The following is a 24,954-nucleotide window of genomic DNA, read 5'->3' as shown; positions in this document are numbered from 1 at the left end:
TTCTCACACCAAGCGTGCCGCTCCAGCGCTGGTTCGAAACCAGAATCCCCAATCCCCAATCCCGAACCACCGAGTCCCGTCCCGCGCTCCCGCCGTACAATGGGGCGATGACGACCCTGTTCATTTCCGACCTGCATCTGGATCCGGCCCGACCGGAGATCACCGAGCTGTTCATGGATTTTCTGCGCACGCAGGTTCCCGGCAGCGATGCGCTGTACATCCTAGGCGATCTGTTCGAAGCCTGGATCGGTGACGACACCCCGTCCACGGCCGCCGATGCGGTCGCCACGGCATTGCACGGCGTCGCCGACGCCGGCGTGCCGGTGTTCTTCATGCCGGGCAATCGCGATTTCCTGCTCGGCGAGCACTACGCGCAGCGCGCAGGCTTCCGTATCCTGCCCGACCCCACGGTGGTCGATCTGTACGGACACACCACCCTGCTGATGCATGGCGACCTGCTCTGCACCGACGACACCGCCTATCAGGCATTCCGCGCGCAAACGCGTGATCCGGTGTTCCAGGCGCAGTTCCTGTCCCAGCCGCTGGCTGCGCGGGTCGCGTTCGCGCAACAGGCGCGCGCCGCCAGCCAGGCCCGTTACGCCGAACTCAAGCAGGGCGACCAGGCGCAGCTGGAAACCGTCACCGACGTCTCGCCGACGGAAGTGGACACCACCTTCGTGCGTTATGGCGTGGATCGCATGATCCATGGGCACACCCACCGCCCTGCCATCCACACCGTGCACGCCGCCGATCGCATCTGTACCCGCATCGTGCTGGGCGACTGGTACACGCAAGGCTCGGTGCTGCGGGTGGATGCCGATGGCGTATCGCTGGAGCAGCTGGCGTTGTGAAGCGACCGGCGCGCCTGCACGGCGCGTCGCCGACGACACGGTTGCCGGGGCCAGCCGGCACCGGGCAGCACGCAGGCCACTCCTGCGCCCTGCGCGAAGCCGCGCGGGCTCGCCGCACCGGCTACTGCTGGCCTTGCGAGCGCTTTGCGTAATCGACGAAATCCGCGTTGACCACGTCGTACCACAGCACCTCGCCGTTGGCGTCTACGCGAAAGCGGTCGCGCACCGGGCTGGTCTGCGGATCGCCCGGGCAACCGTTGCCATGCCGTTCGCGGACCGCGAATTCGAAGGTTTGTGACACCGGCGCATCGCCTGGTTCGGAAACGATGCTGATGCAATTGTCTGGATACGCCTGGTCGCTCTGCAGGCGCGCCTCGAGTGCGTGCAGCGCACGTGCCCTGGCATCGTCGGCAGTGCCCGCCGCAGGCGCGGTGACGGCAGGCGCGGTGACGGCAGGCTTGGGGGGCGTGACGGCAGGCTCGGCCGGCTGCTGCCTGCAGCCGACCATGACCAATACCGCCAGACAGACCAACGCATGACGCAGCAACAGGGACATGGACGCTCCGCTGGACAGGACGGGGCCGGCATCTGCCGGCGGCAGGCCTAGTCTGCGCGATCGCTGCCGCTGCGGATAGCGTGGCCCGACACCTGCCGGTGCCGGGCCGGAACGGTTCAAGCAGACACCTAGAGCAGCAAACAGAACGTAGCGAGCGGTCGTCAGGTGGGTGTGGACGGCGCGGAGGAACCGGAGTGTAAGAGCGGTACATGCCGATTCCGAGCACCGGCCGCGCCCGCCTGGCGGGGACGCAGTCGTTTTGTTAGCCGCTCTCAGCGGAAGCCGGCGATCGTGGCCTTGGTGTTGACCAGCACGCGTTGATTATCGGCGGTGCTGGCGTTGCCCATCGGGACGCCGTTGTAGCTGATGTTGGGATTGGACCAGTAATTCAAGCGCGGGCAATTACTCGAGCAGTTGTAGGCCATGATGGTGCGCCAGCTGTTGCCATAGCGATAGCCGTGGCCGTACGGATACGGCGAGGTGCTCGGGTCGCTGGCGGCATCGTGGCGTGAGCTCTGCAGATGGCCGATTTCATGCGCGAAGCTGTAATAGCCGGTGGCGCAATCCCAGTACACCGAGGCGAACGCGCTTGCCGCGGTCGAGCCGATGCCCGATGCCAGGCCGCAGTAGCTGCTGTTGTCCAGCACGATCACGCCCACATCGGCGGCGTAGGTATTGCGGCTGGTGTGGATGCTGTCCATGTAGCCATCGTTGGTCACGCGGAAGCGCTGCAGGTCGGTGCTGAAGTTGCCGGTCTCGGTGTAGTTGGCGGTTTCGTAACGTGCCAACTGCAGGGTGATGCCGACATTGCTGTTGATGTAGCTCTGATTGGCTTCGGCCACCGCCAGTTGCACCAGCGACTGCATGTTGCCGCCGTAGGCGGTCACCGCCTTGTTGGTGGCCACGACCAGGACGCGGATGGTGGCCGGGCTGCCGGATGAGGCGGCCGCGGTGGTGACGCGTCCGTCGCCGGGCATGTCGAACCTGGGCAACAGGCTGTATTCGGCCGGATGCTCCTGCGGCATGCGCCGCTCGTCGACCTGCACCAGCACATGGCGGCCATCGGCCAACGGACGCAGGCGATACAGCTTGCCGGCATGGCGAATGGTGCCGGTCACGGTGTCGCCGCTGCGCACCAGGATGGCCGAGTTCAACGGGTCCACGCCGGACAGGGTGCGCGCACGGGTGCCGGCACGTGGGCCGAGATTGCCGTACCACACGCTGTCCCCGCCCTCCAATGCGTCCACCTTGGCCTGGGTGGCGGTCACGGTCTGGCCATCGAGCTGCAGTTCCAGCAGCTTTTCGCCGGCGGTCACCGCCGCGGCATCGAGCTGCACCACTTGCGCGGTGGTGGTGGACGGTGCGCTCAGCAGGCGTTGCAGCGAGGGCTCGGTGGTGGTGGCGGCGCTGCGGCTGAGCGCCGGGCCGGTTTGATACAGCGGCTTGCCGGCAGCGGCAGCCGAACCGGCCAGACACATCGCGATCAGACCAACCGTGGTGCACATCGACTTCGACTTCATCGTCTTTCTCTCCTAAGACATGGAAGTTACGGATGTGAAACACCGGGCCCCTGTCCCCGGATCGTCATTAGGGCGCCGGTGAATACACCGATTGCAAGTAGTTACAAAGGAAAATTACATTTCTGTGATGGTTTGCGGGCGCTGGATGCGATTTCGGCGGCGACAAGGCAGGAACCAGCGCACACTCCGGCCCGGGCCGCTGGAACGCCGGCACTGCGTCCACGTCTGGCCCGCCGCTCCACCACCATGCGCGGCCGGCGATCATCGAATGCTTCGTGCGATCCGGTTCGGGCGCCCCGCCACGAACGAAGGTGGCCAGCAGCCGACGACGCAGCCGTCTCCCACGGGGGCTGCGAGAGACTGCGCCAGCCTAGCCGGCCCGCTCCACCAGGCTCGCCAGTTCGTCTTCGTCGAAGCCGGCGAGCAGCCTGGCCTCGATGTTGAACGGCCCGTGCAGATAGCCACCGGCGTACTCGCGCAGCAGTGTCTTGAAGCGCGCGCGCGGTTCGATGCCGGCCCGCTCGCAGTACCAGCGATACCAGCGCGAGCCGGCGGCCACGTGGGCGACCTCCTCGCGCAGGATGGTCTCCAACACCTCCGCAGTGGCGACATCGCCCAGCGAGCGCAGTTTGACGATCATCGCCGGCGTCACATCCAGCCCACGCGCCTCCAGCACCCGCGGCACCAGCGCCATGCGTGCCAGGCCGTCGTGCGCGGTCTTTTCGCACATCTCCCAGAGGCCGTTATGCGCGGCGAAGTCACCGTAGTCGCGGTCGTGCGCGTGCAGGCGCGCACGCAGCAACATGAAATGACGCGATTCGTCGTCGGCGACCGCCACCCAATCGGCGTAGAACGCGGCCGGCAGGCCGCGAAAGCGATACACCGCATCCCAGGCCAGATCGATGGCATTGAGCTCGATATGCGCGATGGCATGGATGAAGGCGGCGCGTCCTTCCGGCGTCCCCAATCCACGCCGCGGCAACTCGCGCGGATGCACCAGCACCGGCGTCGGCGGCCGGCCCGGCATGCGGATCGGCAACGGCGCCGGGGCGGCAGCATCGATGGTCAACCGTTGCTCGCGAAACGCTGCCGCATGGCGCTGGGTCAGCGCCACCTTCTGCAGCGGATCGGCGGCATCGAGGCAGGCCCGCGCCGCGGCGAACAGATCGGTCGTCATGGCGCCCGCGCCGGCATCGCTGCGCTCCATCCCGGCAGCGATCCTATCCGCCCGGCGAGCAGGATCGCCGGGGCCACGCATCTGCGCAGCTCAGGCGCGGCGACGCTTCTTGGCATCGTCCGAGCGCAACTGCTGGATGCGTTCGAAATAGCTCGGCTCGATACCGGTGATGTACTCGCCGTTGAAGCACGAGGAATCGAACTGCTTGATGTCCGGATTGCCTTCGCGCACCGCCACTTCCAGGTCTTCCAGATCCTGGTAGATCAGCCAGTCGCAGCCCAGGAATTCCTGGATCTCCTGCTCGCTGCGGCCATGTGCGATCAGCTCCTCGGCAGCCGGCATATCGATGCCGTAGATATTGGGAAAGCGCACCGGCGGCGCGGCCGAGGCCAGATACACCTTGCGCGCGCCGGCATCGCGCGCCATCTGCACGATCTGCCGACTGGTGGTACCGCGCACGATGGAATCGTCGACCAGCAACACCACGCGGTTGCGGAATTCCAGGTGGATCGGATTGAGCTTGCGACGCACCGATTTCTGCCGCTCGCCCTGCCCCGGCATGATGAAGGTTCGGCCCACGTAGCGGTTCTTGACGAAGCCCTCGCGGTACTTCACGCCGAGTACGTTGGACATCTCCAGCGCGACATCGCGCGAGGTATCGGGGATCGGAATGATGGTGTCGATGTCGTGGTCCGGGCGCAGGCGCAGGATCTTTTCGCCCAGCTTCAGGCCCATGCGCATGCGCGCCTTGTGCACCGAGATGTTATCGATCATCGAATCGGGACGCGCGAAATACACATACTCGAAAATGCACGGCGCATGATCGGTCGGCGCGGCGCACACTTCCGAGAACAGCTCGCCACGCGCGGTGATCACCAGCGCCTCGCCCGGACGCACGTCGCGCACGCGCTGATATCCCAGGATGTCCAGCGCGGCCGATTCGGAGGACACGATGTACTCGATGCCTTCGGCATGTTCGCGCTTGCCCAGTACCAGCGGGCGAATGCCGTGCGGGTCGCGGAAGGCCACCAGGCCCAGGCCCAGCACCACGCTGACCACCGCGTAGCCGCCCTTGCAGCGGCGGTGCACGCCGGCCACCGCGCGGATCGCCGCCTCGGGGGTGAGCATGCGTTGCGCATCCAGTTCGTAGGCGAACACGTTCAACAGCACTTCGCTGTCCGAATCGGTATTGATGTTGCGGCGGTCGGCTTCGAACACCTGCTGGCGCAGCGCCTCGGTGTTGATCAGGTTGCCGTTGTGGGCCAGCGCGATCCCGTAGGGCGAGTTGACGTAGAACGGCTGCGCTTCGTCCATGCCTTCCGATCCGGCGGTCGGATAGCGGCAATGCGCGATGCCGACCCGGCCTTCCAGTACGGCCATCTTCTTTTCGTCGAAGACATCGCGCACCAGGCCGTTGGCCTTCTGCACGCGCAACCGCGTGCCGTCGGCAGTGGCGATGCCTGCGGCGTCCTGCCCACGATGCTGCAGGACGGTCAGGCCGTCATAGAGCTGCCCGGCGACGTTCTGGTTGCCGACAATACCGACGATGCCACACATGGTGCGCGTTCTCCGCTTCGGCTTGCGCCGTTACTGTGAAGGTGGCCGTGCCTGGCCTTGGGACTCGACCCGAGCCGGATCGCTTTCTCCGCCGCGAACCTGCGCCGGATCGATGTTGGCCGGCATCGCCTGCGCCGGATCGCGTCCGTCGCTGGCGGGCTTGCCGGGTCTGCCGAGCGCACTCTTGATGCTGTCGCCCAGCCCGGACCCCGAAAGCGCCTTGCCCAGGCCCGTATTATCGCCTGCCGAGGGCAACTTCCCCAACTCCGTCGGCAGGTCGCCCAGTTCCATCGACGGCATTTCCATCGACGGCATCCGCCAGGCCGGCAGTTGCGCCCGCATCCATCCCGCGCCGGGCGCCAGTAGCGGCACCAGCGCCGATTGGCGCCAGGACGGCTCGCGCGGCAACGGGGTGAAGCCCATCAGCAGCACCAGCACGCAGGCCAGGAAGCCGCCACGCACCACGCCCAGACCGAACCCGAGCATCCGGTCGGTTCCTCCGAGCCTGACCGCATCCACGCCGGCACGGACCACCATGCCGATCACCGCGACGCTGACCAGCACGCCGACGAACACCATCGCGTAGCCGCCGAACGATTCAGTCGCAGACGGGTGCTTGCCATCGGCCAGCCAGCGCGCGGCCGCGCCGCCGAACTGGAAGGTGGCCCAGCCGGCCAGCAGCCACGACAAGGTGCCCACCACGATCGCGACAAAGCCGCGCAGCAGCCCCAGCAACGCCGAGACCAGGATGATGACGCCCAACACCATGTCGATCATCGGCGAAGTCTCCGCGCGGCGTAGGCGCCGCTTGTGCCACGTGACCAGTTCATCGTTGCCGTCCCCTCCCTGGGTTCAAGGCCATCGGAATGCGGGATGGGGCCGGTGTCCGCCGGGCCCCGATCCCCTCGTTGCACCGGCAACCCGCATGCTGCACGGGCGCCATGCCGCTGCCGCGGCTGTTTCAGCCGGCTGGCGACGGCCTGTGGCATCGCTCCCATCTCAAGGATGCGGACGCACCATGCCGGAAATGCCGACCCTGGCCGCCACCTGCGCGCGCAGCTGCTCGGCGTCGCCCCGGTTGGCGACCGGGCCGACGCGCACACGATTGAGCGCGCCCTTGTCGGTACGGACCTGCTCGACAAACGCACTGAAGCCGGCTGCGCGCACGCGGTCGCGTAGCGCATTGGCATCTTCGGCGCGGCCGAAAGCGCCCAGCTGTACTGCGAATCCGACCCCGCTGGCGGCCGGCGCGGCCGGCGCCGTGGGTACAGGAACCGATGGCTTGGCCGGTTCGGGCCTGGCAGGTTCCGGCGTTGTCGGAGTGGCCTTTGCGACCTCGGGCTTGGCCGGTGCTGGCTTGGGCGCCTCGGCCGGCTTGGGTGCGGCGGCGACCGGCTTGGCCGGCTCCGGCGGCAGGCTTTCGGTCTTGGTGGCCGCAGGCGTGGCAGCGGTAGCAGCGCTGCTGCTCGGCGTGGGTGTGGGTGTGGTCGACGGGGTCGGCGTTGCCACCGGCGGCGGAGCGGTGGCGCTTGCATCCAGGGTCACTACCTGGGCGTTGACGTCGCTGCGCACCTTCACCGCCTGCAGACGGGCCGATTCAGCCTGGGCCTGATCGGCATACGGGCCGACGCGCACGCGCCAGGCCGGGCGGCCGCTGATCTGGGTCTTTTCGCTGAAACCGGGCAACTGCGCCTGCTTGAGCCGGGCGATGACCGCATCGGCATCGGCGCTGGTGGCATAGGCGCCGAAGTTGACCGCGTAGTTGCCGGCCGCCACGTCCGGCGCAGATGGCGTGCTGGACGGCGTGGCCAGATCGGCAGCATCGGGGTTGTCCTGCACCGCCGCCGGGGCGCTGGGGGCGCCGGCCATGCCCAGTGCGCCACCGGCCGGAGCATCGCCCGGGGTCACCAACGGCAGCTCACGGGTTTCGAATTCGCCCTGGCCGGGCGCGGCAGGCGCCTCGAGCGGGACATCGGCCACGCCGCTGGACGGCGCAGGGCCCTTCACCAGCATCGGCAGGAAGATCACGGCAAGCGCCACCAGAACGATGGCGCCAATCAATCGCTGTTTCAGAGCAGTGTCCACAGAAGAGAGCTAAAGGCGGCGTGGCGGGGTGCCGCGGCGATTATAAGGCCGGCGCCCGCCTGCCGACCCTAACCGGCTGAACGAAGTGCGCCCAGCGCCTCGGCGACGGTGTGGAACGAGCCGAACACCAGCACCCGATCGCCGGCCTTGGCTGCGGCCAGCACCGCCTGCAACGCGCCCGCCACATCGGCGTGACACGGCGCGTGGGCGGCGGCAGTGCCGTGCAGTTGCCGCTGCAACGCCTGCGCCGACTGCCCGCGCGTGCCGTCCAGTCCCGTCAGCAGCCAGTGGTCGACCTGCGCTGCCAAGGCCCCCACCACGCCCGGTGCGTCCTTGTCGGCCAGCGCGGCGTAGACCGCGTAGGTGCTGCCGGCGATCGGCTGCGCGGCCAGTGCCTGGCCCAGCGCGCGCGCGGCCTGCGGGTTGTGCGCCACATCCAGCAGCACCTGCACGCCCGCGACATCGATGCGCTGCAGACGCCCCGCCACGCTTGCCGCGGCGATGCCCTGCGCCCACGCCGCCGCCGGCACCTCCACCGGAAGTGCCTGCATGGCGGCGATGGCGGCCGCTGCGTTGGCCAGCTGTACCGGCGCCTGCAACGCCGGCATCGGCAGCTCCAGGCTCACCGCCACATCGCGCCAGCGCCAGCGCTGCGCGTCGACGGGCTCGTGAAAATAATCGCTGCCGGCGCGGATCGCATTGGCACCCAGCAGGTAGGCGCGCCGCAGCACGCTGGACGGCGGGTCGATCTCGCCCAGCACCACCGGCTTCCAGCCGCGAATGATGCCGGCCTTCTCCGCCCCGATCGCCTCGCGGTCCTCGCCCAGCCAGTCGGTGTGATCGATATCCACGGTGGTGATCACCGCCACATCCGAATCGACGATATTGACCGCATCCAGCCGCCCGCCCAGGCCGACTTCCAGCACCGCCAACTCCAGCCCGGATCGCTGAAACAGCCACAACGCCGCCAGCGTGCCGAACTCGAAATAGGTCAGCGCGGTGTCGCCGCGCGCCTCCTCGACCGCGGCGAATGCAGCCACCAGCTGCGCATCGCCGGCCTCCTCACCATCGATGCGCACACGCTCGTTGTAGCGCAGCAGATGCGGCGAGGTATAGGCCCCCACCTTCCAGCCGGCGGCACGCCCGATCGCTTCGATGAAGGCCACCGTCGAGCCCTTGCCATTGGTCCCGCCCACGACGATGACGTGCTTGGCCGGCGCTTCCAGCTGCAGGCGCGCGGCGACCTCGCGCACGCGCTCCAGTCCCATGGCAATGCTGCTGGGGTGCTGCTGCTCGATGTAGGCGAGCCAGTCGGAGAGAGAATTGGTTGCGTTCATGGGAAGGGCTGCGCAGAGAGGGGCACATTATCGCCGTTTGCGCATGCGCATCACACGCCACGTCGGCGCTTGATGCCTCGCGAATGCTTGGCAGACCGATGCAAGGCATGGCGCGTCAGCAATTCGCACAGGCGATATGCGTCGCGTGACCTTGACGGCTGCTTGGACTTACCGGGAGCAATCCATATTGGAGACGCCACTTGCCAGAAAGACCACGCATTCGACCACTCATTGCGGCCCGTAGATCTCAGTAACCCGCGCACCCAAGACCGAGCGTTGCCCTTTCAAGGTTACCGTGATCGGCTGCTCTGGGTAGCGGAGGTACAGCTCCTCCTTGATGCAAAGATGATCTGGAAATGCATGCTCCATCGGACCACCGCGCAATTGATATTCGCAAAAATCGCTCGTCGACTGATGGTAGGTCTGCATGAGATAGGCCTCCTCAAACCTCGCCCCCACCAGCAATGTCACTCCCCAGGGGATGGCTTTTGCCAGAAACAACCAGGAGAGAAAGCCCATCATTACCGGCATCCCGAGGAACATAAACACCTTAAGCACGCGCCCGCCATCCTCCATGTCTGTTGGTCGACCCAAGCGACGGTTATGCCTGCGTAGCAGCATCGTTAGCGCGACGCCAATCGCCAGGGCTGGCCATTTCCAATGGCGCCCCTGCAAGAAATCGGCCGGGATAAAGGTGGCGAACAAGCTCGGCGGAATGAGCCCAAGCATCACGAAGATAGAGGCAACCTTGATCAAAGCGAACAGCTTTGTTTTCACCAAACCGATCCCTCAGACGTATGCGCATGTTGCGCAGCGGCCAACAGCCGCTGAAGAACGAGACCACACATCCTCGTCAAACATGCAGAGTTAAAGAGGACGCATGCATTGCAAGCAGCAATGCATGGAACTCCATCTCGAGCACCTGAATGTTGGCAGCGTGAAGTCTGTGAAAATTATTCCTGAGCGCAACACGCCATCACCAGGCTACAGCGCCCGATGCTTGGCTTCACCAAAGAACGGTGTGTGGTGCGCACAGTCGTTGAGGCGGACCACCTCTAGGTGATCGACGTCGCTGCCTTCGAGCAGGTTGAGCGTGGTCGGGGCCTGGCGGAAGCTCCACAGCCTGGACAGCGGCAAGCCCAGGATCTTGCACAGGATCACGCGGTTGACCGCGTCGTGCGCGACCACCAGCAAGGTGTCGTCGGCACCCAGGCCGTCGGCGGCACGCGCCAGGCCGCGCCAGCTGCGATCGAGCACCTGCCGCAGCGATTCGCCGCCGGGCATCAGTACGGTGTCCGGCTCATCGCGCCAGGCGCGCAGGCGTGCTGGATCCTTGTCGTGAATCTCGCTGGCCAGCAGGCCTTCCCACTCGCCGTGGGCGATTTCCTGCAGGTCGGCATCGGTTTGCAGCAGCGAGGCGCGCGCAGCGCCCAGTGCGGCCTTGGCAGTGGCCTGCGCACGCGCCAGGGGCGAGGCGACCGCACGCGCGATCTGCAGCGACTGCAAGCGCTCGCCCAGCGCGCGTGCCTGGCCTTCGCCAACCGGCGACAGCGGAATATCGATCTGGCCCTGATAACGGCCTTCGGCGTTCCACGGCGTCTCGCCGTGACGAGCAAGCAGGATGCGCATGCGCTGAGAGTTCCTTGGGGGAGGGGCCGGCTCGCGGCGGCGAAACCGGACCGCATCATAACCGCTCTCCGCCCCCGCCCCCCGCCGGCTCAGCGCACGCCCAGCTCCTTCAGCAACTGCGGCGCAGGCGCCACCTCGGTCATGATCCAGCGCAGGTAGCGGCTGTCCACGGCGATCATGCGGGTCATGGCCGGGTCGAAGATCCAGTCGCTGCTCACCGATTCCCAGTTGCCGTCGAATGCAAGGCCGACCAGCCTGCCGCGTGCGTCCATCACCGGCGAACCGGAATTGCCGCCGGTGATATCCAGGTCCGACAGGAAATTGACCGGTACCGAGCCCAGGCCTTGGGGCCGGCACCGACTTTGCTGGCGGGTTTCGTCGCGTTGCACCCGCCCTCGATCTGCCAACCGCTGCGCCACGTCATGTAACAGTACCTACGGATTGCAACGCCTCACGCGCGCCCGAGTGCCGGGTCGCTGCGACTGGGCCGGCCGGTCTCCAGATGCCCGGCCAGCCGGCGGCGGAACGCCCCGCCCGGCTGCTCGATCGCCAGGTCGTACCAGTGATCGCTGTCCGCCAGCGGCACGCGGATGCTGAGCCGCTGGGCGGCGGCAAGTTGCAACGGCCGCGGCCTCTTGTCGGCATAGTCCAGCGCACGCAGCTGCAGCGTACATGCCTGCTGCCCGGCATTGCCGATTTCCAGCACCAGCGTATCGCCGTCCTGTCGTGCCTGCACCCACGGTGCAGCGCCCTGCGTGCGCTCCGATGCCAGGTCTCCGGAAAATTCGCGCAGGAAGCCGTTCGGCCCGTGCACGCGCAATGCGTACGTACCGTCATGCACTGCGCCAGATGGCACATCGTCGAGCCGGGTGCCCGGCAGCACGGTGTAGTACCAGGGCCCGCCACTGGCAGCAGCGGTATAGACATTGAACGCAGCGGCCGCGGTGCCGCTGTTGACGAACTGCAGTTGCAGCGCGCCGCTGTCGTGCACGCGTGCGTGCACCTGCAAGGCATACGGCAGCGCACGCGCCGGCCGCTGCCCGGGCTCCTGCCGCGGCATGCCGGCCGTCGCCGGAGGCTGCGGCTGCGGCTGCGGTTTGCCGCGCAGCGCGGCGGTACGCATGCGGTAGTCGGCGACGGACGGCAGCGCACTCAGCGCCGAATCGTCCGGTGCGCGGAAATCGAACACACTGGTCAGATCGCCGCTGACCGCACGCCGCCATGGGCTGATGTTGGGCTCGGCCACGCCGAAGCGACGCTCCAGCAGCCGCAGCACCGAGGTGTGGTCGAAGACCTGCGAGTTGACCCAACCGCCGCGCGTCCACGGCGAAATCACCAGCATCGGCACACGGATACCCAGACCCACCGGCACGCCTTCATAGGCTTCGCCGCGCACATCGACGTTGCTGCGCCCCATGCGCGCATCCAACGCCGGCAACGGCGCTGGCACATGATCGAAGAATCCGTCGTTCTCGTCGTAATTGATGATCAATGCGGTCCTGGCCCAGACCTGCGGATTGGAGGTCAACGCATCGATCAGCCGCGACACCAGCGATTCGCCATATGCCGGCGGTGCTTCCGGATGCTCGCAGTAGGCAGTGGGTGGTATCACCCACGCCACTTGCGGCAGACGATCGGCCTGTACATCGGAGGCGATCGCGGCGATCAGATGATCGGCCTGGGTGATGGCCGCATTGTCCGCCGTGGATCCGGGCACATAGGCACGTGCGCGCCGATAGCGCTCGTCGGCGGGATCGAGCCCGCGGTAATGCGCAAAATACGCCAGCGAGTTGCAACCGAAGTTGTCGTATTCCTGGTACACGCGCCAGTCGATGCCTGCAGCCTGCAGCCGCTGCGCATAGGTCGTCCAGCCCATCGCCGCGTAGTCGGGCTTGTCGCGCCCCATGTCGGCGGTCCAGTTGCCGTCGTCGGCGTTGTTGACCGCCTGCGCACGCGCGTCGCCCACGCTCAGGCCGCTGGTGCCGGTGAACAGATACATGCGATTGGGATTGGTGGGCCCGTGCATCGAACAGAAATAGCCGTCGCAGATGGTGAAGGCGTCGGCGAGCGCGTGGTAGTACGGGATATCGGCGCGCTGGAAGTATCCCATCGTCAGCTCGCCCTTGTACGGCACCCAGGCATCGTACTCGGCCCAGCGTACCGGATCCTGCCCGTGTGCGGCTTTCCAGGAGTGATCCAGGCTCTTGATCAGCGGCGCGCAGCTATGTTGCGCATCGAAGGCGAACGGCAGCAGGCGCCGCCCATGCGCGACCGGCTGGCTCCACACCGGGTGCCCTTCGCGCAGTTGCAGGGCACGCGTGTCTCCGAAGCCACGCACACCGCGCAGCGCACCGAAGTAGTGATCGAACGAGCGGTTCTCCTGCATCAGGATCACCACGTGTTCGATGTCGCGCAAGCTGCCGGTGCGTGTATCGGCCGGCAGCGCCAGCGCGCGGCCAATCGACGTCGGCAATGCACCGGCGGCAGTGAGCGCGGCAACGCGCTTGAGGAACTCGCGTCGTGAAGCAGCAGACGTCATACGAAAGCCTTGCCAAGGTCGATGTGCCGCGATGAACGCCTCGCGGCGCACCCACGTATAGCCGCTGCACGCGACAGTTTTGCGACAGCCGCCGTCATCAATGCTTCATGAGTCATTGACACCCTGCGTCGCGAAACGCCGGCATTGCGCCGTGCTTTTGCCCTCTGCCGCGCCGAACAGGATCCCCCATGACTTTCGCTCGCCGTTTCGATATCACCGCATTGGCGCTCGCCCTGGCAGCGCTGCTCATCAGCCTGGCGCAGGCCGCCGAAGCTGCCGCCGCTGCACCCGCGCTGCCAGCCGATACGGCAGGCAAGGCCACCGACCTGGACGCGATCAACGTGGTGTCCCAAGGCAGCACGCGCCAGGTACAGCGCATCAGCCGGCAGGACATCGAACAACTGACGCCGGGCAGCAGCGCGTTCAAGGCCGTGGAAAAACTGCCGGGCGTGCAATTCCAGTCGGCCGATCCGTTCGGCACTTACGAGTGGTCCACGCAGGTGACCCTGCATGGCTTCGATCAAAGCCGCCTGGGCTATACGCTCGACGGCATTCCGCTCGGCAACATGAGTTACGGCGTCACCAATGGCCTGCACATCTCGCGCGCCATCATTTCCGAAAATCTCGGCTCGGTGGAAATCGCCCAAGGCGCCGGCGCGCTGGGGACCGCGTCCAACACCAATCTCGGCGGCACCCTGCAGTTCTACTCCGCCGATCCGCAGACCACACCGGGCGGGCGACTGGTGCAGACGGTGGGCAGCGATGCGACGCGCCGCACCTTCGTGCGCGCCGATACCGGCGATCGCGACGGATTGTCGGCGTACCTGGCTTACGCCAATGCCAGCACCGACAAATGGAAGGGCTACGGAGACCAGGCATCGGAGCAGGCCAATCTCAAGACCGTGTACCAATGGGGCGACGGCAACCGACTGAGCCTGTTTGTGGACACCTCGCGGCGCAAGGAATACGACTACATGGATCTGTCGTTGACCAGCCAGCGCACGCTAGGCTGGGATTACGATTACCTGCAGCCGGACTGGGCCACCGCCGTGCAGATGGCACGCGCCTACCAGGCCACTGGCGCCACCAGTGGCGTGGCCAACGGCTATCCAACCTCGCTGGCCGGCCTGCCCGGCGATTACAGCTGGCTCGATGCCAGTTATTACGCCGGTGGCGGCCTGCGCCGCGACAATCTGGCGGGCCTGTCCGGCACCTTCGTGTTCGGCGGCGCCACCCTGGATGCAGGCGGCTACTACCACGGCAATCGTGGCGAGGGGCAATGGGTGACACCGTACGTCGCCACCTCTGCGCAGGTTCCGCTGTCGATGCGCACCACCGACTACGGGCTGGACCGCTTTGGCGGCACCACCGCCCTCAAGTGGTCATGGGGCAACCACGACCTGGAGGCGGGTCTGTGGGCAGAGAATGCGCGTACATCGCAGGGCCGCAACTACTTCGCGCTGGGCAGCCAGGGCTACACCTCGCTTTACAACGTCTACGACGCGCAGACCCCGTTCCGCCGCGACTTCCTGCAGCGCTACACCACACAGACCCGCATGGTCTATCTGCAGGACACCGTGCGCCTGCTCGACGACCGGCTGACGTTCAATTACGGCGCAAAGGCGCTCAGTAACACCACGCGCGCGCAGTCGCTGGTGCCGACCACCGCGCTGGCGCAAGGCCGCATCCGTGCCGAAGACAGCTTTCTGCCGCAGCTCGGCATCAGCTACAAGCTCGACGACCGTCAGGACATCTACGCGTCCTACAGCAAGAACATCGCCGCCTTCGGTTTCACGCCGTTCGCGACCTCGCAGGCCGCGTTCGACCGCAGCCGTGCCACGCTGGAGCCGGAACAATCGCAGACCGTGCAGGCAGGCTATCGCGTGCAGGAGGCGCGTTTCGAGCTTTCGGCAGACGCTTACTTCACCAAATTCTCCAATCGCCTGCTGACCACTTCTCCGTGCACCGCAGTGCAGACCTGCGCGGCGATCCTGAGCAATGTCGGCACGGTGCACAGCGCCGGCGCGGACCTGGCGCTGATGTGGCGCCCGGTCGAAGGCTTGCGCTGGTTGAACTCGCTGTCGTGGAATCGCTCGAGCTATCAGGACGATTACCTCAACAACGGCGTGGTCGCCACCTCGGGCAAGGACGTGGTCGGCATCCCCGCGCTGATGTTCTCCTCAAGTGCCAGCTACCAACTCGGCAACTTGCGTGTGGACCTGGATGGCAAGTACGTCGACAAGCGCTACCTCACCTTCCTCAACGATTCGCAGGTGCCGTCGTACTGGCTGTTCAATGCCGGCGCACGCTACGACTTCGGTCGCCTCGGCGGCGTAGCGGACGTGGCCCTGGCGCTCAACGTGACCAACCTCACCGACAAACGGTATTTCGCCAGCACCGGCACCAATGGCTATGTCGCCTCCGATCCCAATGGCTACAACCAGACCATGGTGGTCGGCGCACCACGCCAGTACTTCATCAGCCTGGACGTGGCGTTCTGAGAGTCTGCAGACGCTCCCCTCATCCGGCGCTGCGCGCCACCTTCTCCCGCGCGCGGGAGAAGGATGAAGCCCGCGGCGCCTCCCATGTCACGCCGCGCGCTCCCTTCTCCCGCATGCGGGGGAAGGTGCCCGAAGGGCGGATGGGGGCGCTGCACAACCTCGCCGACCCGCCCGACGCACGCTCCCTTCCCTCGCATGCGGGGGAAGGTGCCCGAAGGGCGGATGGGGCGCTGCACAACCTCGCCGACCCACCCGACCCAAGCTCCCTTCCCCCGCGTGCGGGGGAAGGTGCCCGAAGGGCGGATGGGGGCGCGCGTAACCTCGCCAACCCACCCGACCCACGCTCGATCTCCCGCCCGGCTCCCGCCTCCCGGCAGACGCAGACCGACGTCGGCCTCCGTCCTGCACTGCCGCATGGCGGATGCGGCATCGGGCATATAATTGCCGACTTTATTTACTTAGCAGGCCTCGCCACATGGCGCAGACGATGAAAGCGCTGGTCAAGCGCGACGCGGGAAAGGGTATCTGGATGGAACAGGTGCCGGTCCCCACCCCTGGCCCCAACGAGGTGCTGATCAAGCTGGAAAAGACTGCCATCTGCGGCACGGATCTGCACATCTACCTGTGGGACGAGTGGAGCCAGCGCACCATCAAGCCCGGCCTGACCATCGGCCATGAATTCGTCGGCCGCGTGGCCGAGCTCGGCTCGGCGGTGACCGGCTATCAGGTCGGCCAGCGCGTTTCGGCCGAAGGCCATATCGTCTGCGGGCACTGCCGCAACTGCCGCGGCGGCCGCCCGCACCTGTGCCCCAACACGGTGGGCATTGGCGTCAACGTCAACGGCGCCTTCGCCGAATACATGGTGATGCCGGCATCGAACCTGTGGCCGATCCCCGACCAGATCCCCTCCGAACTGGCGGCGTTCTTCGACCCCTACGGCAACGCCGCGCATTGCGCGCTGGAGTTCGACGTCATCGGCGAAGACGTGCTGATCACCGGTGCCGGTCCGATCGGCATCATTGCCGCCGGCATCTGCAAGCATATCGGCGCGCGCAACGTGGTGGTCACCGACGTCAACGACTTTCGCCTCAAGCTGGCTGCCGACATGGGTGCCACCCGCGTGGTCAATGTGTCCAACACCTCGTTGAAGGACGTGATGAAGGACCTGCACATGGAGGGCTTCGATGTCGGCCTGGAAATGAGCGGCAATCCGCGTGCGTTCAACGACATGCTGGACTGCATGTACCACGGCGGCAAGATCGCCATGCTCGGCATCATGCCGCGCGGCGCCGGCTGCGATTGGGACAAGATCATCTTCAAGGGACTCACCGTGCAGGGCATCTACGGCCGCAAGATGTATGAGACCTGGTACAAGATGACCCAGCTGGTGCTCTCGGGCTTTCCGCTACAGAAGGTATTGACCCATCAGTTGCCGATCGACGATTTCCAGAAGGGTTTCGACCTGATGGAAGAAGGCAAGGCCGGCAAGGTGGTGCTGAGCTGGAACTGATCAGCCACCGCAGCTGACACGCGAAGGCGCCCAAGGGCGCCTTCTGCTTCTGCGCTTGTCCACGTTGAGCGCTCCGGCCTCGATGGTCTCCGGCTGCATGCGCCGATTCCGACCTGCCTCCATCGAGGCCGACGCCCGCAGTGGACGTCGGTGAAATCATCTCACGGCCAGGCAACCGTCGCGGTCGCCACCAGATGGTTCTGCGAGTTCTGCACACCGAAACCGAATTCGGCCGCCTCGCTGGTGTCGTAATAGCCCACGCTCAGCCCCAGCGGCCCGAAAGTCCTGCCGATGTTCACGCCGAAGTCGTTGTAGTCATGATCCACCTTGCGCAAGGCCGAGGTGTAGATGCTGTGCCCTGCATGCGCGCCAAGGGTGAAGTTGTACGGCAATGCCCAGTTGGCATCCAGCGCGTAGTAATACCCATCGGTCCGCGAGCCATACAGGTCGTTGGTATAGGCAAGCGTCAGGCTATAGGTCTTGAGGAACGTGGTCTTGGTGATCAGCTCGGCGTAGTCGGAGTCGCGCGCGCCCAGGTATTGATAGCGGTTCACCATCACGTCGACGTTCCAACGGCTGCCGAGGTCGGTGTTGTAGCCGACAAAGCCGTCCACTTCCCAGTTCGGATCGCTGGTCGTGTAATTCACATTGGATCCCCAGGTGCCGATGTACAGGCCATGCGGCAGCTTGTAGGTCACCCCGGCCTGGAATGCGGGGCCCTCGTTGGTCTGGGAGATACCGCGGAACAGGTAATCGCTGGTCACCGCAAACGTACCGCTGAGCGGCGATGCTGGCGCCTCTTCTTCCTGAGCCAGCGCCAGCGGCGCAGTGCCGGACAACAACAACGACAGACAGCAGGCGAGCGGGAACGGCTTCATGGGCATCTCCTGGAGCGAGGGCGGTCGGACGGAGTGAAGCGAGGTCAGCACTCCCTTCTTAGTGCAACTTTCATTGCACTGCAACATTCAAGTCGCGTTCGCTTGAACCAGCGCACATCACTTGCCAGCCTGGCTGCCGGACGACTCTCCAGCGTCATCGACCCGGCCCCCGGAATCTTGACAGGCGGCCCTGCTCGGGAAGCACGATAACGGGCGTGCGACACCGTCTGCGGCTCCCGGCCCAGCTCGATGGAATTACTGTGCAGATCCGATTTCGTTGTCCGCGTGATCGGTCCGATCACCGCCCACTCCGACCACTGCGACCTCGACGCGCCGGCCCGCCCCGGGAGTGGCTCAGGCCGGAAACACGCCGTAATGCCGCGCCGCCAGGCGCAGCTGCTGACCAGGCTGGAAGCTGCCCGCCGAGGCGGGCAGCTCGACTTCCACCTCATCGCCTGCCGGTTGCAGCGTCGCGCGCAGCCGCAGTCGCGGCCCGCTGCGCTGCGACCAGGCCACCGTGGCAGGCCAGCCCGCTTCGTCGGGCACCAGATCCTCCGGGCGTACGTAGACCTCGACCGGCCCGGCGGCCAGCGTCGCGTTGGCTGCCGGCAATGCATGACCGGCGACCTGGATCCGCCCTTGCGCCAGCACGCCGGGAATGCGGTTCACCGCGCCCACGAAGGAATACACGAACGGCGAGGCCGGCGTGTCGTAGATCGCCGCGGGCGTGTCGAGTTGTTCGATACGCCCGCGGTTGAGGATGGCGACACGATCGGCCAGCTCCAACGCCTCTTCCTGGTCGTGGGTCACGAACACCGTGGTCAGACCGGTACGTTCGTGCAGCTCGCGTAGCCAGCGGCGCAGGTCGCGGCGCACCTGTGCGTCCAGTGCACCGAACGGCTCGTCCAGCAACAGCACGCGCGGCTCGATCGCCAGCGCGCGCGCCAGCGCCACGCGCTGCCGCTGCCCGCCCGACAACTGGGTCGGATAGCGCCGCTCCAGTCCCTGCAATTGCACCAGCGCCAGCAATTCCTCCACGCGTGCGCGGATACGCGCCGGCGCCCAGCGTTCGCTCCCGCGTCGCACCCGCAGCCCGAAGGCGACGTTGTCGAACACGTCCATGTGCTTGAACAACGCATAGTGCTGGAACACGAAGCCGACCCGGCGCGACTGCACGCTCATGCGGGTGGCGTCTTCGTCGCCGAACAGCACCCGCCCGCCATCGGCATGCTCCAGTCCGGCCATGATCCGCAGCAAGGTGGTCTTGCCCGAACCGGACGGCCCCAGCAGCGCCAGCAGCTCGCCCTGGCGCACCTCCAGATTGATGTCGTCCAGCGCGGTGAAACTCTCGAACTGTTTGCGCAGGCGTTGGATGCGGATGCCCATGGTCACCTCAGTGGCGGTGGTTGGCGGCCAGCGCATCGCCGTGCCGCCATTCCAGGTACGTCTTCAGCGCCAGCGTGAGCAGCGCGGTCAATGCCAGCAGCGAAGCGCAGGCGAACGCAGCGCTGTAGGCGTATTCGTTGTAGAGAATCTCCACATGCAGTGGCAGCGTATTGGTGCGCCCGCGGATATGCCCGGACACCACCGAGACCGCACCGAACTCGCCCATCGCACGCGCCGCGCACAGCAGCACGCCATACAGCAGGCCCCAGCGGATATTGGGCAGCGTCACCCGCCAGAACATCTGCCAGCCATTGGCGCCCAGGCTCAGTGCGGCCAGTTCCTCGTCGCTGCCCTGCTGCTCCATCAGCGGCATCAGCTCGCGCGCGATGAACGGAAAGGTGACGAAGGTGGTCGCCAGCACGATGCCCGGCAGTGCGAACACGATCCGCGGCAACTGGATCAAGGTCTCGCCCAGCAGTGGCAAGTGCACCCGCCAGCCATCCTCGATCAGCGGCCAGGCCCAGCCGTTGCGGCCGAAGATCAGCACGAAGATCAGGCCCGCCACCACCGGCGATACCGAGAACGGCAGATCGATCAGGCTGACCAGCAGGCGCTTGCCGCGGAACTGGTGCTTGCTGACTGCCCACGCAGCGGCCACGCCGAACACCAGATTCAACGGCAGCACGATCGCCGTCACCAGCAGCGTCAGCTTGATGGCCGACAGTGCATCCGGATCGGTGACCGCGTGCAGGAAGGTCTCCCAGCCGCCGCGCAGCGCCTCGGCGAACACCAGGACCAGCGGCAACAGCAGGAAGGCCAACAAAAAGGCCAGCGCGCCCAGGATCAACAGCCACTGCACCCAGCGCGGCTCGTTGGTGGCCGAATCGGTGATGCGGCGCGCCTGTTCGGTCATCGCGCGGGTCTGCGGCATGGAAGGCAGCGTGGAAACGGCATCGGTCATGCCGGCCTCCGTTGATAGCGCAACAGACGTGCCTGCAACGTGTTGACCACCAGCAGGATCACCAGCGACAGCAACAGCATCGCCGCGGCGATCGCGGTCGCCCCGGCATAGTCGAACTCTTCCAGCCGGATGGTGATCAGCAGCGGCGCGATCTCGGTGGCGTTGGGCAGGTTGCCGGCGATGAAGATCACCGACCCGTACTCCCCCACCCCGCGTGCGAACGCCAGCGCAAACCCGGTCAGCACCGCCGGCCACAGCCCCGGCAACACGACCCGCCGCACCGTCTGCCAGCGCGAGGCGCCCAGCGTGGCCGCGGCGGCCTCCATTTCGCGATCGCTCTCGGCCAGCACCGGCTGCACCACCCGCACCACGAACGGCAAACCCACGAACACCAGCGCGATCACGATGCCGAGCTGGGTGTAGGCGACCTTGATGCCGGCCGCCTCCAGCCACCGCCCGATCCAGCCGTTGCCGCCGTACAGGGCCGTCAGCGCGATGCCGGCCACCGCGGTAGGCAAGGCGAACGGCAGGTCGATCACCGCATCGAACAGGCGTTTGCCCGGGAAGCTGTAGCGCACGAACACCCAGGCCACCCATGTGCCCATCACCGCATTGAAGGCGCCGGCCGCCAGCGCGGTGCCGAAGCTGACCCGTAGTGCCGAGAGCACACGCGGCTCGCTCCACACGCGCCACAACCCGTCCCAGCCCAGCCCGCTGGTCTTGATGAAGATGCCCAGCAATGGAATCAGCACGATCAATCCGAGCCAGGCCAGGGTGATGCCCAGGCTCAGGCCCAGTCCCGGCATCACGCGACGGCGCGATGCCGGCACCGGGCGGGGCGCAACCGGAATCTGCATGCCTACTTCTTGGCCTGGATCTGGTCGAACAGGCCGCCGTCGGCGAAATGTTCCTGCTGCGCCTTGTCCCAGGATCCGAACGCCTGCTGGATGGTCACCAGTTTGACGTCAGGGAAACGGGCCAGATCCGCCGGGTCGGCGAACTCGCGATGGCGCGGGCGGTAGAAGTGCTTGGCCGCCAGTTTCTGCCCTTCCGGCGCATACAGATAACGCAGATAGGCCTCGGCCACTTCGCGCGTGCCGTGCCTGTCCACGTTCTTGTCCACCAGCGCCACCGACGGCTCGGCCAGGATCGACAGCTTGGGCACCACGATCTCGAACTTGTCCTTGCCCAGTTCCTCGCGCGCCAGCAACGCTTCGTTTTCCCATGCCAGCAGCACATCGCCGATGCCGCGCTGCACGAAGGTGGTGGTGGCGCCGCGCGCGCCGGTGTCGAGTACCGGCACGTTGCGGAACAGGGCCTGCATGTAGCGCAGCACGCGCTCGCGGTCGCCCTTGAAGATATGGTCCGCGTACGCCCAGGCGGCCAGATAGTTCCAGCGCGCGCCGCCGGAGGTCTTGGGGTTGGGGGTGACCACCGCCACGCCCGAGCGCAGCAGGTCCGGCCAGTCCTTGATGTTCTTGGGATTGCCCTTGCGCACCAGGAAGACGATAGTGGAGGTATAGGGTGCACTGTTGTCCGGCAACCGCTGCTCCCAGGCGGCATCGATCAACTTGGCCTTCTGCGCGATCGCATCCACGTCGTACGCCAGGGCCAGCGTCACCACGTCCGCCTCGATGCCGTCGATCACCGCCCGCGCCTGCTTGCCCGACCCTCCATGCGAGGTTTCCACCCGCACCGTGTCCTGGGGGTGCTGGCGCTTCCATTGCGCGGCAAACGCGGCGTTGTAGTCGCGATAGAACTCGCGGGTGGGGTCGTAGCTGACATTGAGCAGATCGATGTCGCGCGCGCCCGCCGGGCCGGCCAGGGCCAGCAGGACGCATGCAAGCAGGGCGAAACGGGAACGGGGGTGGGTCACAACGATCTCCTGGCCGGGGGCACGGCTGAACAGCAAGCATGCCATGCTGCGCAGCGACACGCGGACGGTGAAATGACATCCGCACCGCTGCTTATGCCGATATTGCATGACGTAGTGGTATGCCATGGTGATCGTTAAGATTGCGCTTCTTCCCTGCCACTGCGATCGCCATGACCCGTCCGCCTGCCGCGCTCACCGCCCACTACGCCGCCGAACTGGATGCCATCCGGTCCCAGGGCCTGTTCAAGTCCGAGCGCATCATCACCGGCCCGCAGTCGGCACGGATCACGCTGGCCGATGGCCGCAGCGTGCTGAACTTCTGCGCCAACAACTATCTGGGCCTGGCCGATCATCCGGACATCATCCAGGCCGCCAAGGATGCGCTGGACAGCCACGGCTTCGGCATGGCCTCGGTGCGCTTCATCTGCGGCACCCAGGATCTGCACAAGCAGCTCGAACGCAGCATCGCCGAGTTCTTCGGCACCGAGGACACCATCCTCTATGCCGCCTGTTTCGACGCCAACGGCGGCCTGTTCGAACCGCTGCTCGGCGAGCACGACGCCATCATCTCCGACGCACTCAACCACGCCTCCATCATCGATGGCGTGCGCCTGTGCAAGGCCAAGCGCTTCCGCTACGCCAATTGCGACATGGCCGACCTGGAAGCGCAGCTGCAGGCCGCCGACGCTGCCGGTTGCAAGACCAAGCTGATCACCAGCGACGGCGTGTTCTCGATGGACGGCTTCATCGCCCCGCTGGACGAGATCACCGCCCTGGCCCGCAAGTACAACGCGCTGGTGCACATCGACGAATGCCATGCCACCGGCTTCCTGGGCGCCACCGGCCGCGGCTCGGCCGAGGTCAAGGGCGTACTCGACCGGATCGACATCTTCACCGGCACCCTGGGCAAGGCCATGGGCGGCGCGCTGGGCGGCTTCACCACCGGCAGGCGCGAAGTGATCGAACTGTTGCGCCAACGCTCGCGTCCCTACCTGTTCTCCAACTCGTTGCCGCCGCACGTGGTGGCTGCCGGCATCAAGGCGTTCGAGATGCTGGACGCGGCCGGTGAGCTGCGCACGCAGTTGGCGGACAACACCCGCTATTTCCGCGACCGCATGACGGCGGCCGGCTTCGACCTCAAGCCGGGGGTGCATCCGATCAGCCCGGTGATGCTCTACGACGCACCGCTGGCACAGCGCTTTGCCGAGCGCCTGCTCGAAGAAGGCATCTATGCGATCGGCTTCTTCTTCCCGGTGGTGCCCAAGGGCCAGGCGCGCATCCGCACCCAGATCAGTGCCGCGCATACCCGCGAGCACCTGGATCAGGCGATTGCGGCCTTCATCAAGATCGGGCGCGAACTCAAGGTCATCGACGCCTGAGCATGCGCACGGTGCTGCGCCAACGGCTGCTGCTGGCGGCGCACAGCGATGCCCAGGCGCGATGGCTGGACGGCGCCTGGGACACGCGCTGCCTGCACTGCCGCCGGCATCTGCAGCTGCGCGCCGATGGCGAACCGCTGGGGCACACCACGCTCGAACACGTGGTGCCGCAGGCCTGGTTCGGTCGTCGCGCGGCCGCGGCACTGTGCGCACTGGTCGGCGACGACCCCAACGATGCACGCAACCTGGCGCTGGCCTGCGCCGGCTGCAACCATGCCAAGGGCCGGCGCCATGATGCCAATGGCGCCGGCGACGCCCGCGCGCTGGAAGTGGTGAGCGCCTTGCTCAGCGCACGTCTGGCGCGCTGGCGGGATCCTGCGTCAGCTCCCGGACTTCCGCCGCGCTGAGCAGCCGCCAGGCGCCCTTGCCCAGCTCGCCCAGCGCCAGCGCCCCGATCGCCACGCGCACCAGCCGCAGCACCCCGATGTCCACGGCCGCCAGCAAGCGGCGGATCTGCCGGTTGCGGCCCTCATCCAGCACGATTTCCAGCCAGGCATTGCGCTCGCCTTCGCGCAGCACGCTCACCTGCCGGGCGCGCAGGAAAGCACCATCGCCCTCCGGATCCGGGTCGATCAACCCCGCCCGCAGCTGCGCCAGTTGCTCGGCCGTCGGGCGGCAATCGATCTGCACGTGATAGGTCTTGTCCGGCCCGCTGGCGGGGTCGGTCACCGCCGCCGCCCACTGCGGATCGTTGGTGAACAGCAACAGTCCTTCGCTCGCCTTGTCCAGGCGCCCGACTGGGGCAAGCCATGGCAGGTTCGCGCCATCGAAGCAGCGATAGACGGTGTCCCTTCCCTGCTCGTCGCGCACCGTGGTGACCACACCACGCGGCTTGTTGAGCATCAGGTAGACGCGCGCCGGCCCGGCCAGCGGTTGACCATCCACCGTGATGGCCGCCTGTTGATCGGTGCGGATCGGGAATTCGGGGTCGCGGACCACCCGCCCGTCGACGCCGACGCGGCCGGCGACGATCCAGCGCGCCGCCTCGGTGCGCGAGCACACGCCCAGCTTGGACAAGATCCGCGCCAAACCGTGACGCGAAGGCGCCGCCGCGGGTCCTGCAGCCGCGCCCCGGTGCACAGCGCCCGCCGGCGACGCCGGACCACGCTGGCGATGCCGGGACCGCGCCGGCGGGGGCCGCCGGGTCATGCC

21 protein-coding genes, 1 other RNA gene and 1 pseudogene are annotated in these 24,954 nt (G+C 66.6%); 5 read left to right on the top strand and 18 right to left on the bottom strand.

What is annotated here, in order from left to right:
- Nucleotides 1-107: 107 nt before the first annotated feature.
- Nucleotides 108-851 (top strand): UDP-2,3-diacylglucosamine diphosphatase, encoded by a 744-nt coding sequence (gene lpxH, locus LL964_RS15525; RefSeq protein WP_104584570.1) that lies wholly within the window; start codon nucleotides 108-110, stop codon nucleotides 849-851.
- A 121-nt stretch (nucleotides 852-972) separates the two neighbouring features.
- Here the strand turns inward: lpxH and LL964_RS15520 are convergent, their stop codons facing one another.
- The 12 genes and pseudogenes from LL964_RS15520 to LL964_RS15465 all read right to left on the bottom strand — a co-directional run bounded on the left by LL964_RS15520 (nucleotide 973) and on the right by LL964_RS15465 (nucleotide 13,251).
- On the bottom strand, nucleotides 973-1,407 hold the full coding sequence (locus LL964_RS15520; RefSeq protein WP_104584573.1) for a hypothetical protein: 435 nt from the start codon (nucleotides 1,405-1,407) through the stop codon (nucleotides 973-975).
- A gap of 135 nt (nucleotides 1,408-1,542) precedes the next feature.
- Nucleotides 1,543-1,618: non-coding RNA, sX9 sRNA (locus tag LL964_RS15515), on the bottom strand.
- 61 nt (nucleotides 1,619-1,679) lie between these two features.
- The gene (locus tag LL964_RS15510) at nucleotides 1,680-2,927 is read right to left on the bottom strand and encodes a zinc-dependent metalloprotease (protein ID WP_104584576.1); all 1,248 of its coding nucleotides are present in this window, start codon (nucleotides 2,925-2,927) and stop codon (nucleotides 1,680-1,682) included.
- A 370-nt stretch (nucleotides 2,928-3,297) separates the two neighbouring features.
- Nucleotides 3,298-4,134 (bottom strand): ferritin-like domain-containing protein, encoded by an 837-nt coding sequence (locus LL964_RS15505; protein ID WP_104584579.1) that lies wholly within the window; start codon nucleotides 4,132-4,134, stop codon nucleotides 3,298-3,300.
- 60 nt (nucleotides 4,135-4,194) lie between these two features.
- The gene (purF, locus tag LL964_RS15500; protein WP_104584582.1) at nucleotides 4,195-5,661 is read right to left on the bottom strand and encodes an amidophosphoribosyltransferase; all 1,467 of its coding nucleotides are present in this window, start codon (nucleotides 5,659-5,661) and stop codon (nucleotides 4,195-4,197) included.
- A gap of 30 nt (nucleotides 5,662-5,691) precedes the next feature.
- Nucleotides 5,692-6,438: a CvpA family protein gene (locus LL964_RS15495; protein ID WP_104584585.1), complete on the bottom strand. Its 747-nt coding sequence runs from the start codon at nucleotides 6,436-6,438 to the stop codon at nucleotides 5,692-5,694.
- A 222-nt stretch (nucleotides 6,439-6,660) separates the two neighbouring features.
- The gene (locus LL964_RS15490) at nucleotides 6,661-7,746 is read right to left on the bottom strand and encodes an SPOR domain-containing protein (RefSeq protein ID WP_104584588.1); all 1,086 of its coding nucleotides are present in this window, start codon (nucleotides 7,744-7,746) and stop codon (nucleotides 6,661-6,663) included.
- 68 nt (nucleotides 7,747-7,814) lie between these two features.
- Nucleotides 7,815-9,083 (bottom strand): bifunctional tetrahydrofolate synthase/dihydrofolate synthase, encoded by a 1,269-nt coding sequence (gene folC / locus LL964_RS15485; protein ID WP_104584591.1) that lies wholly within the window; start codon nucleotides 9,081-9,083, stop codon nucleotides 7,815-7,817.
- Nucleotides 9,084-9,311: 228 nt separating this feature from the next.
- Complete coding sequence (locus LL964_RS15480) at nucleotides 9,312-9,860, bottom strand: hypothetical protein (protein ID WP_104585543.1); 549 nt, start codon at nucleotides 9,858-9,860, stop codon at nucleotides 9,312-9,314.
- A 207-nt stretch (nucleotides 9,861-10,067) separates the two neighbouring features.
- Complete coding sequence (locus LL964_RS15475; protein WP_104584593.1) at nucleotides 10,068-10,712, bottom strand: histidine phosphatase family protein; 645 nt, start codon at nucleotides 10,710-10,712, stop codon at nucleotides 10,068-10,070.
- 89 nt (nucleotides 10,713-10,801) lie between these two features.
- Nucleotides 10,802-11,056 (bottom strand): annotated as a pseudogene (locus LL964_RS15470) (S46 family peptidase); the annotation flags it as partial.
- A gap of 107 nt (nucleotides 11,057-11,163) precedes the next feature.
- Entirely contained in the window at nucleotides 11,164-13,251 is a 2,088-nt protein-coding gene (locus LL964_RS15465; protein ID WP_104584596.1) for a phosphocholine-specific phospholipase C, read from the bottom strand.
- Between the two features lie 188 nt (nucleotides 13,252-13,439).
- On the opposite strand from LL964_RS15465, the gene LL964_RS15460 reads away from it, so the two are divergent.
- A complete protein-coding gene (locus LL964_RS15460) occupies nucleotides 13,440-15,752 on the top strand; it encodes a TonB-dependent receptor (protein ID WP_104584598.1) in 2,313 nt (770 codons plus the stop codon).
- Between the two features lie 475 nt (nucleotides 15,753-16,227).
- Nucleotides 16,228-17,262 carry an L-threonine 3-dehydrogenase gene (gene tdh / locus LL964_RS15455; RefSeq protein ID WP_167394470.1) on the top strand — a complete coding sequence of 345 codons (1,035 nt, stop codon included), beginning with the start codon at nucleotides 16,228-16,230 and terminating at the stop codon, nucleotides 17,260-17,262.
- Nucleotides 17,263-17,423: 161 nt separating this feature from the next.
- Here tdh and LL964_RS15450 read toward each other — a convergent pair whose 3' ends face one another.
- From LL964_RS15450 to LL964_RS15430, 5 genes are all read right to left on the bottom strand, one after another.
- A complete protein-coding gene (locus LL964_RS15450; RefSeq protein WP_104584600.1) occupies nucleotides 17,424-18,140 on the bottom strand; it encodes a TorF family putative porin in 717 nt (238 codons plus the stop codon).
- 354 nt (nucleotides 18,141-18,494) lie between these two features.
- Nucleotides 18,495-19,526: a sulfate/molybdate ABC transporter ATP-binding protein gene (locus LL964_RS15445; RefSeq protein ID WP_104585545.1), complete on the bottom strand. Its 1,032-nt coding sequence runs from the start codon at nucleotides 19,524-19,526 to the stop codon at nucleotides 18,495-18,497.
- A 7-nt stretch (nucleotides 19,527-19,533) separates the two neighbouring features.
- A complete protein-coding gene (gene cysW, locus LL964_RS15440; RefSeq protein WP_104584602.1) occupies nucleotides 19,534-20,487 on the bottom strand; it encodes a sulfate ABC transporter permease subunit CysW in 954 nt (317 codons plus the stop codon).
- Nucleotides 20,484-21,344: a sulfate ABC transporter permease subunit CysT gene (gene cysT / locus LL964_RS15435; protein ID WP_104584604.1), complete on the bottom strand. Its 861-nt coding sequence runs from the start codon at nucleotides 21,342-21,344 to the stop codon at nucleotides 20,484-20,486. Before cysT ends, cysW begins: the two co-directional genes overlap by 4 nt.
- A gap of 2 nt (nucleotides 21,345-21,346) precedes the next feature.
- Entirely contained in the window at nucleotides 21,347-22,363 is a 1,017-nt protein-coding gene (locus LL964_RS15430; RefSeq protein ID WP_104585547.1) for a sulfate ABC transporter substrate-binding protein, read from the bottom strand.
- A 170-nt stretch (nucleotides 22,364-22,533) separates the two neighbouring features.
- Between LL964_RS15430 and kbl the strand changes: the two genes are divergently transcribed.
- Together kbl and LL964_RS15420 are read left to right on the top strand one after the other, a co-directional pair.
- Nucleotides 22,534-23,742 carry a glycine C-acetyltransferase gene (gene kbl / locus LL964_RS15425; RefSeq protein ID WP_104584606.1) on the top strand — a complete coding sequence of 403 codons (1,209 nt, stop codon included), beginning with the start codon at nucleotides 22,534-22,536 and terminating at the stop codon, nucleotides 23,740-23,742.
- A 2-nt stretch (nucleotides 23,743-23,744) separates the two neighbouring features.
- The gene (locus tag LL964_RS15420) at nucleotides 23,745-24,149 is read left to right on the top strand and encodes an HNH endonuclease (RefSeq protein WP_104584608.1); all 405 of its coding nucleotides are present in this window, start codon (nucleotides 23,745-23,747) and stop codon (nucleotides 24,147-24,149) included.
- Here the strand turns inward: LL964_RS15420 and LL964_RS15415 are convergent.
- A complete protein-coding gene (locus LL964_RS15415) occupies nucleotides 24,088-24,951 on the bottom strand; it encodes a pseudouridine synthase (RefSeq protein WP_104584610.1) in 864 nt (287 codons plus the stop codon). The two genes, LL964_RS15420 and LL964_RS15415, sit on opposite strands and share 62 nt — an antisense overlap.
- Nucleotides 24,952-24,954 lie beyond the last annotated feature (3 nt).

This window comes from Xanthomonas melonis (assembly GCF_020783655.1).
Lineage (GTDB): Bacteria > Pseudomonadota > Gammaproteobacteria > Xanthomonadales > Xanthomonadaceae > Xanthomonas > Xanthomonas melonis.
Note: the sequence above shows the minus strand (reverse complement) of the source record. Positions and strands in the feature narration are given on the sequence as shown.